Source organism: Tissierella praeacuta (assembly GCF_040396155.1).
GTDB lineage: Bacteria > Bacillota > Clostridia > Tissierellales > Tissierellaceae > Tissierella > Tissierella praeacuta_A.
This window is the reverse complement of record NZ_JBEBOY010000026.1, coordinates 1-17,294: the sequence shown is the minus strand read 5'-3', so window position 1 is coordinate 17,294 and position 17,294 is coordinate 1. Positions and strand designations below refer to the sequence as shown.

17 protein-coding genes are annotated in these 17,294 nt (G+C 26.0%); 16 read left to right on the top strand and 1 reads right to left on the bottom strand.

Translation table 11 applies throughout. The features are described 5' to 3' along the window. Positions 1-352 precede the first annotated feature (352 nt). The 13 genes from ABWP20_RS12360 (at position 353) to ABWP20_RS12300 (ending at position 13,654) form a co-directional block, all read left to right on the top strand. A complete protein-coding gene (locus tag ABWP20_RS12360; protein WP_353096122.1) occupies positions 353-2,272 on the top strand; it encodes a hypothetical protein in 1,920 nt (639 codons plus the stop codon). Position 2,273: 1 nt separating this feature from the next. Next, complete coding sequence (locus ABWP20_RS12355) at positions 2,274-2,501, top strand: hypothetical protein (protein WP_353096121.1); 228 nt, start codon at positions 2,274-2,276, stop codon at positions 2,499-2,501. Positions 2,502-2,756: 255 nt separating this feature from the next. Then, entirely contained in the window at positions 2,757-3,518 is a 762-nt protein-coding gene (locus ABWP20_RS12350; protein ID WP_353096120.1) for a hypothetical protein, read from the top strand. A gap of 299 nt (positions 3,519-3,817) precedes the next feature. Continuing rightward, the gene (locus ABWP20_RS12345; protein ID WP_353096119.1) at positions 3,818-4,552 is read left to right on the top strand and encodes a hypothetical protein; all 735 of its coding nucleotides are present in this window, start codon (positions 3,818-3,820) and stop codon (positions 4,550-4,552) included. A 20-nt stretch (positions 4,553-4,572) separates the two neighbouring features. Beyond that, positions 4,573-6,075: a hypothetical protein gene (locus tag ABWP20_RS12340; protein ID WP_353096118.1), complete on the top strand. Its 1,503-nt coding sequence runs from the start codon at positions 4,573-4,575 to the stop codon at positions 6,073-6,075. A gap of 16 nt (positions 6,076-6,091) precedes the next feature. Then, positions 6,092-7,669 (top strand): hypothetical protein, encoded by a 1,578-nt coding sequence (locus tag ABWP20_RS12335; protein ID WP_353096117.1) that lies wholly within the window; start codon positions 6,092-6,094, stop codon positions 7,667-7,669. 108 nt (positions 7,670-7,777) lie between these two features. Further along, positions 7,778-8,089 carry a hypothetical protein gene (locus tag ABWP20_RS12330; RefSeq protein ID WP_353096116.1) on the top strand — a complete coding sequence of 104 codons (312 nt, stop codon included), beginning with the start codon at positions 7,778-7,780 and terminating at the stop codon, positions 8,087-8,089. Between the two features lie 396 nt (positions 8,090-8,485). After that, complete coding sequence (locus ABWP20_RS12325; RefSeq protein ID WP_353096115.1) at positions 8,486-9,448, top strand: hypothetical protein; 963 nt, start codon at positions 8,486-8,488, stop codon at positions 9,446-9,448. Between the two features lie 75 nt (positions 9,449-9,523). Continuing rightward, complete coding sequence (locus tag ABWP20_RS12320) at positions 9,524-10,501, top strand: stalk domain-containing protein (protein WP_353096114.1); 978 nt, start codon at positions 9,524-9,526, stop codon at positions 10,499-10,501. Positions 10,502-10,700: 199 nt separating this feature from the next. Continuing rightward, positions 10,701-10,874 (top strand): hypothetical protein, encoded by a 174-nt coding sequence (locus ABWP20_RS12315; protein ID WP_353096113.1) that lies wholly within the window; start codon positions 10,701-10,703, stop codon positions 10,872-10,874. A gap of 71 nt (positions 10,875-10,945) precedes the next feature. Then, on the top strand, positions 10,946-11,260 hold the full coding sequence (locus ABWP20_RS12310; RefSeq protein WP_353096112.1) for a hypothetical protein: 315 nt from the start codon (positions 10,946-10,948) through the stop codon (positions 11,258-11,260). A 159-nt stretch (positions 11,261-11,419) separates the two neighbouring features. Further along, positions 11,420-11,650 carry a hypothetical protein gene (locus ABWP20_RS12305; RefSeq protein WP_353096111.1) on the top strand — a complete coding sequence of 77 codons (231 nt, stop codon included), beginning with the start codon at positions 11,420-11,422 and terminating at the stop codon, positions 11,648-11,650. A 999-nt stretch (positions 11,651-12,649) separates the two neighbouring features. Further along, positions 12,650-13,654 carry a hypothetical protein gene (locus tag ABWP20_RS12300; protein WP_353096110.1) on the top strand — a complete coding sequence of 335 codons (1,005 nt, stop codon included), beginning with the start codon at positions 12,650-12,652 and terminating at the stop codon, positions 13,652-13,654. A gap of 40 nt (positions 13,655-13,694) precedes the next feature. On the opposite strand, the gene ABWP20_RS12295 is transcribed toward ABWP20_RS12300, so the two are convergent. Next, positions 13,695-13,949, bottom strand: a complete 255-nt coding sequence (locus ABWP20_RS12295) for a hypothetical protein (protein ID WP_353096109.1) — start codon at positions 13,947-13,949, stop codon at positions 13,695-13,697. 150 nt (positions 13,950-14,099) lie between these two features. On the opposite strand from ABWP20_RS12295, the gene ABWP20_RS12290 reads away from it, so the two are divergent. The 3 genes from ABWP20_RS12290 to ABWP20_RS12280 all read left to right on the top strand — a co-directional run bounded on the left by ABWP20_RS12290 (position 14,100) and on the right by ABWP20_RS12280 (position 16,586). Beyond that, positions 14,100-14,990: a hypothetical protein gene (locus tag ABWP20_RS12290; protein WP_353096108.1), complete on the top strand. Its 891-nt coding sequence runs from the start codon at positions 14,100-14,102 to the stop codon at positions 14,988-14,990. Between the two features lie 56 nt (positions 14,991-15,046). Further along, on the top strand, positions 15,047-15,958 hold the full coding sequence (locus tag ABWP20_RS12285) for a hypothetical protein (RefSeq protein ID WP_353096107.1): 912 nt from the start codon (positions 15,047-15,049) through the stop codon (positions 15,956-15,958). 343 nt (positions 15,959-16,301) lie between these two features. Continuing rightward, a complete protein-coding gene (locus ABWP20_RS12280; RefSeq protein ID WP_353096106.1) occupies positions 16,302-16,586 on the top strand; it encodes a hypothetical protein in 285 nt (94 codons plus the stop codon). The last annotated feature ends 708 nt before the right edge of the window (positions 16,587-17,294 follow it).

The window sequence follows — 17,294 nt, the reverse complement described above, 5'->3', positions numbered from 1 at the left end:
AGGGAGGTTGTCCCATATGTTAATTTTATTGTTATTAATAATAATATCATTATACACATTCATTATAAAAATATAATTCCTAAATGGTCGAACAAATATCTTTATTATAAAGAAAGAGCAAAAAAAAGGACACTATTTATAAATAGCATCCTTTTTTCAAATATATTAACGAAAGGAGGACAAATGTTAGGAAAAAAACATTTGTTTAAAGTTTTACTAATAACATTATATATATTTTAAATTAAAATATAACTTCTTAGTGGTCGAACCAAGTTTCTTCATTTCCCAGTTATAAGGGGGCAGGCTCAAGAGTATAGTACATTAAAATAAAAAACTAAGGAGGAGATTCTATATGCTTGAAAACTTAAAAGAACGATATAACAACAATAAAAGATTTCAAAAAACTATCTGGAATATAAAAATATTTGAAGAACTTACAGAGAAGCAAGAAATTGTCTTAAAAATAATATATTTTCTAGAGAATGTATTTAAAGAAGACTTAAAAAATATCTGTTTTTATCTACTGTCTGATGATTCCTTTGATATAACTTTAAGAAAATTAAGAGATGAAGGTTATATATTTTATAAAAGGAATGGGATAGGAACGATATATGCCCTTACTAATAAGTCAATATCGGTCTTTCAACCTTTTAATCAAAATTTTGTAGATGTCAAAATAGGAGATAAAGAACTTTATAGTAGCAAAATAAAAGGAGCAATTATCGCTAAACAAATAAATGAATATATTTTACATGATTTAAAGGTAGAGTTTTTAAACCAAGGCCAAAATAGGATTGAAATATATATATTAAAACAATTTGTTAAGAATTTTAGATTTAAGGATTTTATTCAGAAAACTGAAAGTGAAAAAATTGACGAGTTAAAACAATTGAAATCCCTGAATGAAGGAAATATGAATCTTCTATTAAAGATAAAGACTTACAATGAAAAAGCTTTTAAAGTTTACTACAAGTTCTGGATGCAAGAATATAAAATAGTTCAACAGGACAAGAGATACCTTCTTTTTAGAAAAAGATTTCTACAATCATTAGAAAATATGGATGATGAATTAAGATATTATTTAAAAGATTTTTCAAAAGAAATTTTCTACACGACTTGGAAGAATGTATTTAATTCTTTCTTAGGGGAAGATGATAATTTTAAAGAAGAATATATTACAAAACAATACATAAGACACAAGGAATATAAAAAGCTTCTTGATAAGCAAGATGGGGATCAAATTATATTCTTAAAGGAATTAAAATTCAGTGAAGAAGATATAAAGCAATTTTTTAACTTAACAGTGAATGATATAAAAAGAATTGAAATGCTTTATGTAAAAATGAAGGACAACCTCAACATAGCCAGTTTTGAACTTTTCAAAAATCATTTCTATAATATCCTTCAAAAAGAAAAAACAAGGTATCATTCAGAGTATCTATCCGATTATAAAAAAAGTAAATTCCCCAATATAGAAAATATAGTAGTGAGTTATTTTAAAGAAATGAATAATAATTACTTGAAAGATAGCAATAGTAAAGTATTATCATTTCTAAATAAGATTATGAATGAGCTACAAATCAGCAACGAAAATATTACGAAGCTCAATAATCTAGAGAAATATCATATTTTATATGAGCTTTTTTCTTATTATGAGAGGAGTATAAAAAAGTTGAGAAATGATTTATTGGAAAAGAAAGATAATGAGCTTGTAGATGAAAAAAATAAAGAATTAGAAGAAATACAGAAGAACTTAAAATATCTTAAAAATAAGATAACAGATTTAGAGGATGAGCTATCATTTAGGACTCTAGACAAGGAAGATGGAGAAGAAATAGATAGAGCCTTTACACTTAGAATATTACAGAGAAATTCTATATTTATAGAGAATATAGAAATCGGAAAAGAATTAGCATACGGAAAGAGACTAAATAGCATAAAGATCAATGTAGGCATCTTAGATAATACAGAAAATGGTCTACAACCTTATTTAATATTTAGAAAGATATTTATAATACATACATTTCTTAATCAGTTGATAAATAGGGAAGGGGTACTGGATTTACATATAACTATATATACATTTAATCAAAACAGAAAAGAATTATTAGATAATAGATTAGTTTTCGTAAAAAAGAAAATGGAAGGATATAGACAGGGCTTTGGAAATTTAAAAGATCAAATAACAGCAGTAGATACAACAATATTTAACTATAAACTTTGGGAATTTTACAATACTATAAAATCAGAAATAGAGAAAGGAGGAAATTAAAATGATAATTAAAATAGAAAATAAAAAAACAAATTATAATAATGAAGTTATAATAGAGGGCTTTATAAAAGAAGATATAGGTATTCAAGCTCCTGTAGTAGAAGATATTGAAATCGACGAAGAAGATTTATTACTACTTATGCCAGAGATTGACGATGGAGAATGGGAGTGCAGAACTAGAGACGAAGAGTTTTATATAGAATTAGATGAAGATGAAAGTTTAATATAATTCTATAATATACAGATATGTACATCAAAAAAGCCCTGAGAATCTGAGAATAGGGCTTTTTTAAATATCAGAAAGACAAATGAAATTATTTTGTTATCAGATATTTTTTATCTAGGTGAAAAAGAAGAATAGGATCTAGAATACTATAAATCTAGTCATTTACTAATATTAGTTATTATTTTTTCTATGAAACTTATAATTATAAAAAGTTAGCGAGACATCACTATAAAAATATTATGGAAAGGGGATAAAAAAATGAAAACAAAAAAGAGTGTAATCATTATTATGGTAATTATTCTTATATTAAATAATAAAATTAACATATTAGGCTGGGATATTAATTTTAAAAAAGAAATGCTAAAAGAAGAACACTTAAAATTAGAGGAGGAAAGAAGAGAACCGAGTTCTAATAAATTCGAAGAGTATAAAAGGAAAGGACTAATAACACAAGAAGATTATGATAAATTAACTAGACCTAAATTTGCAAATCGAGGAGACTTAGAGGAAAGCATTAGTGAATTTATGGGAAAATGGAGAGAAATTCTTGTATATGCTACAGCGATTGGAACTTTATCAAGTTTTTTAATATTTATATTAATCTTTTTAAGATTATCAGCATTACCATCTCACCCTATACAAAGACGTAAAGCAATGGTTGATATGATTACAAGTGGAGTTTCTACTGCATTATTAGGTGGAGTAACCCTTATACTTGGTGTGTTTTACGATACATTTGGTGGAATAATTGAAAATGGAATTATGTTTATAGCTGATTGGAGAGTAAGTCTGAATATACTATTATACGAATATAGAAATTTTATAATGGGATTTTTAGGGTTGGCAACTCTGACTTTGGTCTTAATGTTTATAAAGGGTTTTATAAATTTAGGTGTAAGTGCAGGAAATCCAACAAAAAGATCACAAGCACTTACAGGAGTTCTTCTAACAGGTGTTGCTAGTATAGGAACTGGTGGCTTAACATTTTGGGTATATTTCTTTTCAAATATGTTAAAGTAATAGTATTTCAAAAGCCCAGTAGGGCTTTTTTTGTGATAAAAACAAAGAAAAATAATTGGAGCATATATTTAAATTCAATTTCGCCTCTTTGACAAATGAAGACATAATTAAAAAAATTCTTTTAAAATAATTTCATTTGTTTTTTATTATCAGGTCTTTTCCCCCTCTAGGGGGAAAAGAAAGGATACTACTTAGAACATTATAAAACAAGCTATTTACTAATATTAGTTATTATTTTTTTGAACAAGCTTATAATTATAAAAAGTTAATATAACAACATTATAGAAAGGAGTGATATTTTGTACCCTGTTATCTTATCCGAGGATAAGAAATTAAACAGGGAGGAATTAGAAAAGTATAAGAAGAGAAGTAATTATGTTCAACAAGACTTCTACACATTTTGTAAAGAAGTTTTAAATAAAAAGGAATATGAAATTTTAACAAGTGAGGAAATTAATATAGATAATGAACAAAGTGAATTAACTTTAGATAATGAATTTTTTAATACGAAATGGGCTCTTGATAGACGTGATAATAGAACAGTCCTAGAATTCGTAAAGAACTTAATTATAAGTAAAGTATTTGAAGAATTTAATAGAAGATATTTTAATGAAGTTTATAATGCAGGACTTGAATTTATAGGTACAGAAGGAAACGATATTTTAGAAACTAATAACACCATTACTAATTATCCAGACTTTAGGAGTAAAAAAGGCTGTTTAATAGAATTTGTAAAAGTAGAGAGGGGATATTGGGTTAAAAAAGATAAAGTCTTATATTTCAGACATAACAAAATAAAACATCTAAAAGAATTATCTAAAACACATAAAGTCTTTTTAATAGTATCTCTAATAGAAGATCTTGAATATCAGATTTTAGAGATTACACCAGATATGCCTATTTGCTATGAACCAAATATAAGAAAACTTAATGGCAAGTGGGGTTATAGAATTAATTTTGAACCTGACTTTAGACCTTATTACAATATTGAAACCTACAAAGAACACCAAATTAAAGTACCAATAAAAAAATAAATTAAAGGAGGAGAAGAACAATGGAAAAAGTTTTACTTGGGATTGGAATGGAAGATGCTGAAGAATTATTAAGAAAAGCCATAAAAACAAATAATGCAAATCATGTAGTTTGTGATGATGTAATTATCCATAAAGGAAGAGAACATATTTTAGAAAAAATTAAAAATAATAATCCAACAGTTGTTATATTGAGGGAAACATTAAAAGGAAATGATGATATCCTTCAAACAATATACTTAATAAAAAAACATTTTAATACAAGAATTATTTTTATAGCTAAAAATAGAAAGCCAGGAGATAAATTATTAGCAACATTAGTAGGATATTCTGTTTTTGACATAATAGCTGGAACAAGTATACATATAGAAGAAATTGCAAAATTAGTTGATAAACAAAATACTATTAAAGATGTAATTCACTTATTACCTAGGCTAAAAGATGATGATTATGATGAATTATTGTTTGAAAGTGAAGAAGATAAAGAAAAAGAAAACCAAGAAGAGTCTGAACAACAAGAAGAAAAAGAAGTTAGAGTAAGGAATCCCTTTGGAATTATAAAAAGGGACAAGCCTAAAGAGACTGAAGAAAAAGTTATAGATGAAGCAGTTGAAGATGAAAATGATCTTGATATAGAAGATATATTTAACAACGCTAAACCTACTAAACCAAAAAAAATATTTGGAAAAGATATAGAAGAGTATAAAGATAGTTTATCAAATGAAGAAAAAAATATTAAAGATTATAGCAATATAGAAAAAACATCTAAATCTAAAAAGACAATATTTAAGAAGAAAAATGATAAAGAGAAAGAGCTAGAAGAAGATGATATTAAAAATCATACTAACATAAAAAAATCACCTAAAATTAAAAGGTCAAAACTTAAGAAAATGGATAAAAAAGATATAGACTTGACGGATATAGTCAAAGAGGGTAGTTCTAATTTAGATAAACAATTGAAAAAGCTTGAAGAAGAGCTATTAATTGAAGAAGTAAAATTAAATAACGACATAGACCTTGGAAATAGTGATAAACAAGATGAACTTATAAAGCTACAGGAAGAGTTAGATAAAATCAAAAAATTGAATAAAGAAAGAGAAAGAGAAAGAAAAGAAGAGTTGAAACTAAAGGAGCAAGAAGAAAAGATAAAAAGAGAAATTGAGCTACAGAAAGAAAAAGAAAGACAAGATGATAAAAAATTTGAGAGAAAAATAAGAGAAAGAGAACTAGACATTGAAGAGAAGAAGACTAAACACTCTGGGACAGTAATAAATGGATCAGTTTTATCAACAATTTGGAATAGAAGTAAAAGGTTATTCATTGCTATCGCTGTTTCATTATTTGTAAGTTTATTGCTCAATTTACTAATGGCTTATATAAATGGAAAAGACCTTTATACTGCATTTATCGAATATAGTAACTTTGTAATAAATCTTTTAAAAATCGTAGCTACATTTTTAAAGAGGTTATTTGTCGGAATAGGAGATTTAACAAAAGAACTTTATATAAAAATTAAAAATTCATAGAAGGAGGACAATAAAAATGAAAAAAACAATATTTTTATTAACAGTATTGCTTATATTAAGTAATATCAGCTTAGTTTTTGGAGATGAAAATATATATGAGATAACGGTTTGGTTTAACAATTTGGAAGAATTAGTACAATACTTAGCAGATGAAGGTTATTTAATAAATTCTTATACATTAAATGATGTATCAGATTCTAGACAAATAACAGCAACTAATAAAGAATTGTTAGATACTCAAGGTTTTATAAGTGATAAAGGCTTTATGATAGAAAAAAGCAATAATAATTATATTCTATATTTGGATACAAAAAATAAGCCTGAGAGGATGGAATTAAAGCCAGTAGAGATAGGAGAATATGAAGAATCTCATATTGGATGTGTAAAAGTAGAAAGAGTAAATAATCTTAATGGTATGGAGAAATTAGGATTTAATACAGATGAAATTAATGAATTAAAATTATCTACTAATGGAACTGCACTAGTCAACACATGGACAGGTTATAAATTATATAAAGAGAAGAATGATTATGTAATTTGTTATTTAGCAGGAGGAAGTATAGATAATCTTGATTATATAATAAATAGAAATGAACCTGATAAGGTATTTAAAATCCTTAAAGAAATCAAGGATAAAATTGACTATCAGTTCAACTTACAAGATAAGAATGGTCTCTTTTGGTTAAGAGATGTACACGTGGGAATGGGAAATATAGATATTCATTATGGAGGAAATAAAGAAGAAGTAATTACATATTTTTCAAGGTATCAAGATGATGTGATGATACACCCAGAGTGGATGAAAGGTGAAATTAAAGAAGCTATAATCAGTAATGATTATTTAGTAATAAGTGCAATGTATCACGAAATTTCATCAGAAATAATTAAAAATCCCGAGACGATTCACTATATTCCCCACACAGAGGAAAGATACGTTATATCAATTGTTGATGATATAACACCACCTACTCCAGAAGAACCAGAAATACCAGAGATACCAGAGGTACCAGAAAATCCAGAGAATCCAAACACTCCTAATAATCCTGACAACCCAAGCAATCCAAATAAACCTAATGATAAACCAATCCTGCCAAAAGATAAAGTACCTAAGAAAGTTATCACAACAATATTAATTATAATTATCACAACAATATCAATTATAGTTATATTATATATACTATTTTCTGTAGTTGCACATAAATTACCATTTATGTCTAAAATACCATTTATTCCTCTATTTTACTATACAAGAAAAGTTTCAATTTACAGTAACTTAAAACAAGAAGATGGAACTATTAAAAGAAAGAAAGTATTTTCTGAGGGGTATGAGATAAATGGAACACAGTTAATTGTAGATATAACAGACACGATGAGTATGTATAAAGAATATAATTACTTAGAAATAGAAATCCCCCAAGATATAGCTTATTCTGTTGTAACTAAAGTTGTAGAAAATAAAAAGATAAAAGAGGTTATACCGAGGGTTTTAGTAGTTACACATAAAAATCATAACGAACCAATACAGATAGTCACTATAGCAGAAAATTTCTACAATGAAGAAGAGAATATATTTATTATAAGATTAAATGTTTAAGATGAAGAGCCTTTTCAGGCTCTTTAGTTAGTGATTTATGAATAATTTATTTATTAAAATTTATAATGCTAAAAATAGAAATTTAAAAACAATAGGAAGGTGATAAAAATGTTTAAAGAATTAACACTGTATGAGGAAGATATTTTTAACAAGACGCTATTTAGCAGTATAGAAAAGAATAGTAATTTTAGGGTAGGGGATTTCCTATCAAATCAAGATGGAATATATATCGTATTAGAAACATTTAAAAATTTTATTTGTGTTTCAGATATTTTTACGGAAAGAGTGTATTTATATAAGAGTGATAAAATTAATGAGTTTGAAATAATTAGATTTAACTCTATATCAGATAAGAGAAAGTATTTAAATAAGATTAATTATAACAATAAAGAGCTTTATCAACAAATAATTATGGTATAAGACAATTATTTGTTATATTTTCAGAGTTGCACATTATAATATAGAGAGTTTAAAATAAACAGACTAGGAATTTAAGAGGTCGAACAGATTAAAATTGTAAAAGAACTCATCAAGTTGGAAAGTTTAGCCCTTTGATTAAAAGGGCTAGAGTTTGCTAGGTCTGACTAAAACCTAGCCCAAAAAATTATTCTGGAAAGAGAGGTAAGTCGTATGTGCTAGAAAGCAGATGTGAAAGTAGCTTCATACCTTTCTAGATACGATAATCCAGAAAAAAGTTTTAGAAATGAATGGTTTTTTAACCTCCGATATGTCGGAGGTATTTTTTTAAACAAAATTAGATTAAATTGATTTAAGAAGTTAGAAAAATAACATTATAAAAACAAGGAGGAGATAAGAGTGGAAATGTATAAAATAGGTAATTCAAATAATTATGTTTCTTTCAACAAAAATGATTTAAGAAGAATTTATTTACTGCACCAATTAGAAAATAATAATGATGTAGAGTTAGGTGAAAGTGGAAAGCCAATAAGATTTAAAAATGTTAATCTTCAGGAAGTTAAGATTAATGAAGAAGATTTATTTTCTTATCTTTATTTAGAACAACAAGACTTAGAAGAAGAAATCTTTTACAACAATAATGATGAAGAATATTTACATAGTATTAGAGTAAATAAATCACCTTATTCTGTTATAAGAAGAGTAAGAGATTTTAATTATTTTATTGAAGATGAGTATTTAAAAGAAAAAATAGAAGAGAAGGTTAAAGAAAATTGGAATTTAATTATAGAAGATTTAGATAATACAACTATCATAAAATACTTTAATAGTGATAAGTTTCAAGAACAAATTATTGATTCAATTCCAGTTGATAGATTTGTTAAGTCTGACCCTTTATTTGATGTAGATAAATTAAACACAATTATTAAAGATTTTGATTTTAGTAAAGAAGAAGATAAATTAAAGGCAATTGAACTACTAGACAAAGAGATAAAAGAGAATTTGAGTAATATTAATGTAGATCTTAATATCAAAGAAATCATAAAGTCAAATCCAGACTTTTTCGATCTGGATAGACTTGTCAAAGGTGAAGAAAAAATAATACTAAGAGTATTTCAAGAGGTAGAGTTAGAAAAAGACGGACATAAAATTAAACTTGAAGCTACAAAAAAAGAAGATATTACAAAAGAAATAATTGAAGAATTAACAAGGGAAATATTAATTGAAGATCCAGTAGTTGATAACAAACAATTTACAGAAGAAGAGATAAAAAGAAGAAATAGTGAAAATACAGTAAATTATGAAAAAGAGGAAGAAGAATTAATGAATAAAATTAAGTTCTATGACAGTTTAGAACTTTAAAGACTGGAAAAGGTTGCTAAAGATAGTATGAAGATAGTATAATGTACGTGAACGAGGATTAAGGAGGAGAAATAAATGAAGAAAGCTAAAATACTTGGAATAATACTTATACTAATTTTATCAATTTCTATGGTTGTCTTTGCAAGTGGAAAAGACACCATAGACATTGATACTAAAAATCAGAAAGAAGTTACAAATGTTAAGATTAGTCTAAATGGAAAGCCTTTAGATATTCCAACAGATTATGGTTATCCATTCATCGATAACCAAAGCAGAACTATGATACCTCTTCGTATTATAAGTGAAAGATTGGGTCATAAAGTCGAGTGGGATAACAAGACAAGAACTGCATCTATAGATAATGAAGTATTTATCACTATAGGTCAAAACGTAGTTAAAACAAAAAATGGAACTATAACTATGGATACTAAAGCCATTTTAAAAGACGGTAGAACTTATGTACCTTTAAGATTCGTAGTAGAAGCACTATCTTATGAAGTAAAATATGATGGTCCTAAAGCAAGTAATGGATACAATCATATGGTAGATATATTTAAAGAAGGTATGACAACACCAGAGGTTCCAACTGATACAGGCGATGGTATTAAAATTAAGACTGAAAGTGGAACGGTAGTTTTCAATCCAGAAACAGATGTTGATAAAAGATTTGGAAAATTGACTGATGAAAAAGCAACTGAGCTTATTGCTGGTTTCCACAATTCAATGAAGCTTAATGAAAATAAAGATAGTATTAAAATAGTTCTTTACAAACCAGATTTGCCAGCAGATATGAAGTTTAATACTACAATAATGGTTAACACTAAAGATGGAAAATATCTATCTATTTATGAGACAAATGGAAAAAATAGACATATTACATTAAGAGATGATGGATATATCGAAGTTAATTACAATGAGACACATCCATCAGATATTGAATATATCTTAGTTACTACTAGGGTAAATTACAAAGGTAACAATTCATTAAGATATATTACTGAATTGAAAACAGGTAAAGAAGCAATTGGTGAAGACGCATATCTATTTGATTAAAACTTATTGTTAAATTAATTACTAAAAAAGGACGATTAGATGATCGTCTTTTTTTAGTACATACGCACGTTAGTGAATCCTCACCTTTAAAGGAAGTTATTGGTAAATAAAAAGCAAGTCTTGAAAAGGAGGTTCTTTTTTTGTGTAAAAATATTCCTTTCTTATAATTGTTGTGTTATAGTGCTGTAGGGGGATTTATGTGAAAAAAGTTTCAAACAAAGTGTTAATTTGCTTAGTAATAAGTATAATATCTTTTATCTTTTGGATGATTTGTATTACCAAAAGCAAAGCAACAGAAGCACTAATATTGGGAATGGTTAGTTTTTCATCCTTTATATTTGTATTTATTTTCTTTTCTAAAAGTAAAGAATAAGACAATGCTTTATTATAAAACCTTGAAAAATTAATTATTATAAATAATAATTTTAAAAGGAGGTTTTATAATTGTTTTTTGTAGAGTTGTTTCTAAAGAATTTTACTTTATTAACTGTGTTCGTTTGTTTTTTATCGATATTATTTACAAGTAGTAATAACAAAAAAATAAATTCTGGTATTTTTCTTTTTCCTGCAATATTTATATTTGTAGGTTGTTGTATATCTATTTTTGAACTAACTACTATAAGTGAAACACAAAAAACAGTTCTTTTAGATATAAGAAATAATTACAAGAGTTATGAACCTATAGTTCTAATATTTTCATCAACTATATATGGTTTTGTAGCAACTAAATTTGTAATTAAAAATAATAGCAAGTCCTAAAACAGGGCTTGTTTTTTATTTTATAACATTAAGACCTTCGAACCTTTTTTGGTTGTTTTTATTTTAGAAATATACTATATGATAGAACAGTTTTTTATTATAATTACAAACCCCTTGAATAAGATATAGTATAAAAAATTATAAGGGGGTAATTAAATTATGAAAACTAGAGGAATAATCTACTATTTAAATAATAAAGAGGATTATATCGTAAGAGTAAATAAAGATACAAAGAAATTCTTGACATATGTTCATCCAGTTACTGAAGATCAAAGAGGTGAAATCCTAGAAAGAGGGTTTAAAATAATCGAGGGTCAATATTATTTAATCTCAGAGGGTGGAACTAAAAAATATTGTTATCTTAAAAATGAAGAATTAATTCCTTTTTAATATCAAAGCTTCACTTAATTAATTCATTTAAATATACCTTTTTAAAATACACTTTTTCAAGTGTATTTTTTTGATCCTAAATTGTTATATATATTTTATATATAACAGTTATATATAAAATTGGGAAGATTATTTTGTATTTAGATATTAATATTTTTTATGTATATACTTCCTATGTATATTGTATATAACACGATTTTTTGAAAAGGTTTTGAAGATTTTTTGAAAAGTTTTGAAAAAGATTTTGAAATTTTTTTGAAATTAATATTTAGAACAATTGTATTACTTTTTTAAGCCTGTTTTTTAAGATTTAATCCTTAAAATTTCTCCCTTTTCTTCCTACGATTTTTCTTTTTTTATCTCATAATTTTCCTTATTTTACACTGCAATCCCTAGATATTTTTCATATTTTAACCCTTGTTCATACCACTATTTTTTATAAAATATAAAACTGGCTATTGTTTCACCAACCAAAAGAGGTAAAAAATATTGATACAAGCAAGTTGTATCAATTAGTTGAGGTAGGAAAAAGAGGGAGAAGAATAACAGGGGTCTGCACTTTGTCCATTCTTCTCCTTTTTTCTAACGTTCAACTTCACACCCTAAAGGGTGTTCGTTTCACTTGAAAAAAGGGAAGGCTAGCTTCCCTAACGGTCGCTACCCTGCACGCAAAACCCCTAAAGGGGCTTCGTTCCCCCAAAAACCACGGGGGAACTTCGGGGCTTATTTTTTCTTCCTTCACTTCGTTTCGGTCGAAAAAATTTCTAAAATAGTCTACGACTATTTATAGAAACAGCCCTTTTGCTAGAAGAATGGACTGTCCGTTTATCCTGCCTTTTTAAAACCTCAAAAATGCTTCAAAAATATTTCAAAAGTTAAAGTCAAAATAAGTTCAAAAACAATTCAAAAATAACCTCAGATAATTATTCTGTTTTAACAGAAATGTATATTTTATTTACTGTTATCTTTTCCTTATCAAAACGATAGGGAGATGGTACTGTGAATAAGAAAAAAGAATTAGGTCAATTTTATACAACAAATGCTCAATATATTACAGAAGGTTTGTTAGATATTTTCCCAGAAGGAGCTACAATTGTAGAACCTTTCGCTGGTAATTGGGATTTATTAAATCTTGTTAAAGATAAATACAAAGTTGAAGCATATGATTTAGATCCTAAAAACCCTGAAACTGAAAAAAGAAATAGTATTTTAAATCCACCAGATTATGAAGGTAAATGGGTTTTCACTAATCCCCCATATCTTCATAAAACAAGAACAAAAGAGAGAATGATCTTTGAAAAATACAAAGTAATGGATTTATATAAAGCATCAATGCTTACAATGTTAGAAGCTGAAGGAGGAATACTAATAATTCCTTTAAACTTCATTTGTGATACAGATGATGAATTTAGAAAAAGATTTCTATCTAAATTTAAGATTAAGAAATTCAAGGTATTTGAAAAGCCAGTATTTGATGATACTACTGTTTCAATTTGTGCTTTTTCTTTTGTAAAATGTGAAAATAGTAGCCAAGCCCTAGATGTTACTTTTTTTCCAAGCGAGGAAAAAAAGATATTTAACATTAAATACAATGAAGGGTATAGGATAGGAGTAGAAGTTTTCAACCTAAAACAATCTTCTATAAAAATAAAAAAGCTAACTGTTAAAAGTGAAGTTCCTTACTTATCATATATACACCTAAGAACAGTCGACTCTGGTACAGAACAGGGAAAAATAGAAATGTTTTTTGATAGGGAAAAATATTTCAATGGAGCTGATGGTAGGTCCTATATAACATTAACTTTTGATAAACATATACCTCTGAAATATCAAAAAGCTCTTGTAAGAGATTTTAATAAAGAACTTAGCTACTATAGAAAAAAATACAATAGTATGTTTATGAGCTGTTTCAAAGGATGTGGTAGAGATATGATAAAAAGAAAATTGAATTATACTGATGTTTATACAATTGTTTCAAATATCTTATATAGATATGGTTTTTAGATAAAAAGACTCCAGTCCTTCTTGGTCTGGAGTTTTCATATTACCATACTTTAAGTATATTTAGTGTAGTATGATCTTTATTAATTACAAATGTACGATTTTTTGTATTAGAATAAACAAACGAGCCACAACTATCCAATGACAATCCTGAGAAGTGTTCATTTTGTTCTTCATCATTAAAAAAGGCATCCTTTATATCTTCTATTGTCATACCATAACTTTCCATTACTTCTTTACTGTCATCTAAAAATTTAAATTCATATTCAACTTCATTAAAAATCATTTTATTGTCCATATGTAAAACCCCCTTATATAATTTATTATATTTTAACATAAAAGAAGCTAAAAAGCTTCATTAGTCAATAAAGTTAAGGCATTAACATTATAAAAATGAAATACTTACATATAATTTAAAAATTAAATAATTATAAGGAGGTTTAAAAAAATGTCCAAAAGAAGAAGAAGTACCAAAACTAGAAAACAGGCAAGTGTAAAATTGAACTGGAATAATAAAACTTTAGAAAAGGTAGCAAGATATTTCTTGTATTCAGAAGGTAGATTATCAAAAGACCAAATTATCGAAATTGGAAATCAAACCTTATTTCATAAATTGAAATCAGGAGGTTATATAGAGGAAGTTAAAAATACTGATAAGGGAGTTTTTAAAACAACAGAAAAACTAAGAAACCAGTATAAAGTCAATATAGATGGCAATACTCGATTTTCTGGAAGTGGAAGCACAGAACATAGTAAAGGTGTATATAATGTTGTTAAATTACTTCCAGTAGATATTATAATGAAAGGAAATATACAAACTGAAGAAGATTTAAAAGATGAATTTAAAAAGTTAAAAAAGAAAAAAGAATTTAAAGCTAGTATCACAAGTTATAGAGAAAAGCTAAATAGTAATAAAATCAATCTTACAACCAACTATAAGAAAGAATTACAAAACACCCCAAAAGACAGACAAGCTTTATTGAAAGCTCACTATACAAAAGAAATAGAAAAAGTAGACTACATATTAAAGGTATTAGATGATAAAAAGAGGGGTGTATCACATTCTGATTTTAGAGTAATTGCTACAAAAGATCAAGCAGAAGAAATACTAAAAAACTTGCAATCAGAAAGAGATAGACATGAAGATAATTATTATATAAATCAGTTTGATAAAGCAATTGATAAACTACAAAATATTATAAGTCGAACAGAGCCTACACAAGAAATAAAAATAAACTTTGAAGTAGTAACTAAGAATTATGAAGCAAGGGACATTATAGCTAAAGAAAACTATGAAGTGATTGCAGGTCAAGAAATGATATTCATACCTGCTTATTAAAAAGTTCTGTATAAAACTTTATAAACTTGATATAATTTTGAAAAGGAGTTGAGTAAATGGAAGAGATAAAAAAATACTGCAATAAAACCTTTTACGAGATACAAAAAGCATTTCAAGATAATTTAATTTCTGTTTCTATAAGATCAAGTCATAATATACCTAAAAAATATAGTAGGTTGTTTTTAAGCAAATTAGGTTTAATAAGGAGAAAAATCGAAAGAAGTGCAATTGGCTTTGTAGATGGAGATTACTATATGATATTAAATGATTATAAAAAACAGAGAATATCTATCTACAAAGGTAGCGAAGAAATAGATTTAAAAACACTTGTGGATGATACTATTCAAGAATTAAAAGACTACTATTTCAAACTTAGTAAAAAACATAGCCTTAATTTAGATGTAAATAATTTATTTGAAATAAAGTTAGTTATTAAGCCATTTCCTGTATTAGATATAAATCAATATAAGAACTTACATAAAATAAATGATAATATAGATAAAGAAGAAGTTTTAAATGACATAAAAGAATATGTTGATAATTTAACATTAGAAATATACAAACAATTTAAATCTAATTTAATGTATAAGGAGTATATAGAAACTACTAAAGGAACAGTAAAATTAGATGAAGTCTTGAATAAACATTCAAACTTATTATATCTAACTAAAACAGTAAAAGGGAAATATAGTAGAGATAATTATTATAAAGACAATGGTTTTGAAAAGGTGCTGATTGATGAGATAGAAAGACAAAGAGCCATTTGGTATTATTATAAAGTATCAAAAAGAAAAAAGGTAATAAAGCCAAAAGTCTTAGAGGGATTTTATTCTTTAAAAGAAAAAGCAGACTTCTTTTACGATATTACCGAGGATCAAGATTTCAAGAAGCAATATGACATGATTTTAGAAACTGATAATTTAATAGAAGAGTATAGAGCAGGGGTAGAACATAAAAAAATAAAATAGAGTTATAAATATAAAAAGCTACAGTATTATAATTAATGTAACACTTTCCTCCCTTATTCTAACTTTAGTTTTTTAGAAAAGAAATTCCTATACTTAATTGTGTAGGAATTTTTTCGTTCATAGGACAATGAATAGTAATAAATCATTTATATTAATCTATTATAAAATATAATAAAGAAAACAGGTAAGAAGATGTAGAAACAGTTTAGTTTCAAAGGTAGGAAATTTCAAAAGGAAGGATTTTTAATAGGATGAAATTTCTTATGTCTGGAATTAATACTGGAGTACATATCTTCTTTTTTAGTACAAAAATATAAAAACTAAAAAATAAGGAGGATGTGTTATGAAAACTATTTTTAATTTAATTAATTGTATGGTTGGAATGATAAATTTTATATTTAAGGTGGCGATTAAGAAGGAAGGAAAATTTGGACAAGATATGAATAAGGCTTTTAAAGGTCTTATAATATTAAGTATAGTTATTAATACTATACATTATACCGCTGAAATTCAAAACATTACAACAAAGGTAATAGTATTTGGAGTTGAGATCATATTATCTATTTTATACTTTTTATTCTTTACAGCTCCTAAAATTGAAAACTATTACAACAGATGGACACTTTAATTAGTGTCCTTTTTATATAGGTAAGAATTAAAATTTATAAAAAGGAAGGTGTTTAATTTGAAATATATAATTACAAGTTTAATGATTTTATTTTTATTACTTGGTTTTAAGATATTTAATTTTCTTCAAGGCAAGGTTAATAGTTTATTACTAACTTTTATTTTTATTATTTCTTATTCTTTTATGATGAATAAGTTGTTTAAAGTATTTGAATGGAAAGCTATAATATTTGTTTTTATACCATCAATTATATTGTGGGTAATAGAATTTTCGAAAGAATCTAATAGGTAACATATAAAGAAATGATGATTTAATTTTTATATTTAGAAGAATATAAACTTAAACCTAAAATGTTTAGAATGCAACATTATAAGTATAAGAATTCTTGCTTATATACAAAATAACCCTTATAATATATAAAGAAAAGGGATTTTAGAGGATAGGAAGATGAGTCAAAGGAAGAATTAATTAATTAAGGACTTGAAAGGTTACATAACAAGTAATAGTATATATCGCCATTTTCCAAAACTAAAAATAAATATAATATAAATATAATGATAAATGAATTAATTACAGGTTATGTTTTTTTATATAAATAAAAGAGTTAAATATGCTTTAACAGAAAAGTATTAAAAGTAATTGAAATTATTGAAAATACTAATATATAAGGTGGGTTAATAAATGTCTAGAAAGAGTTCAGAACAAAAT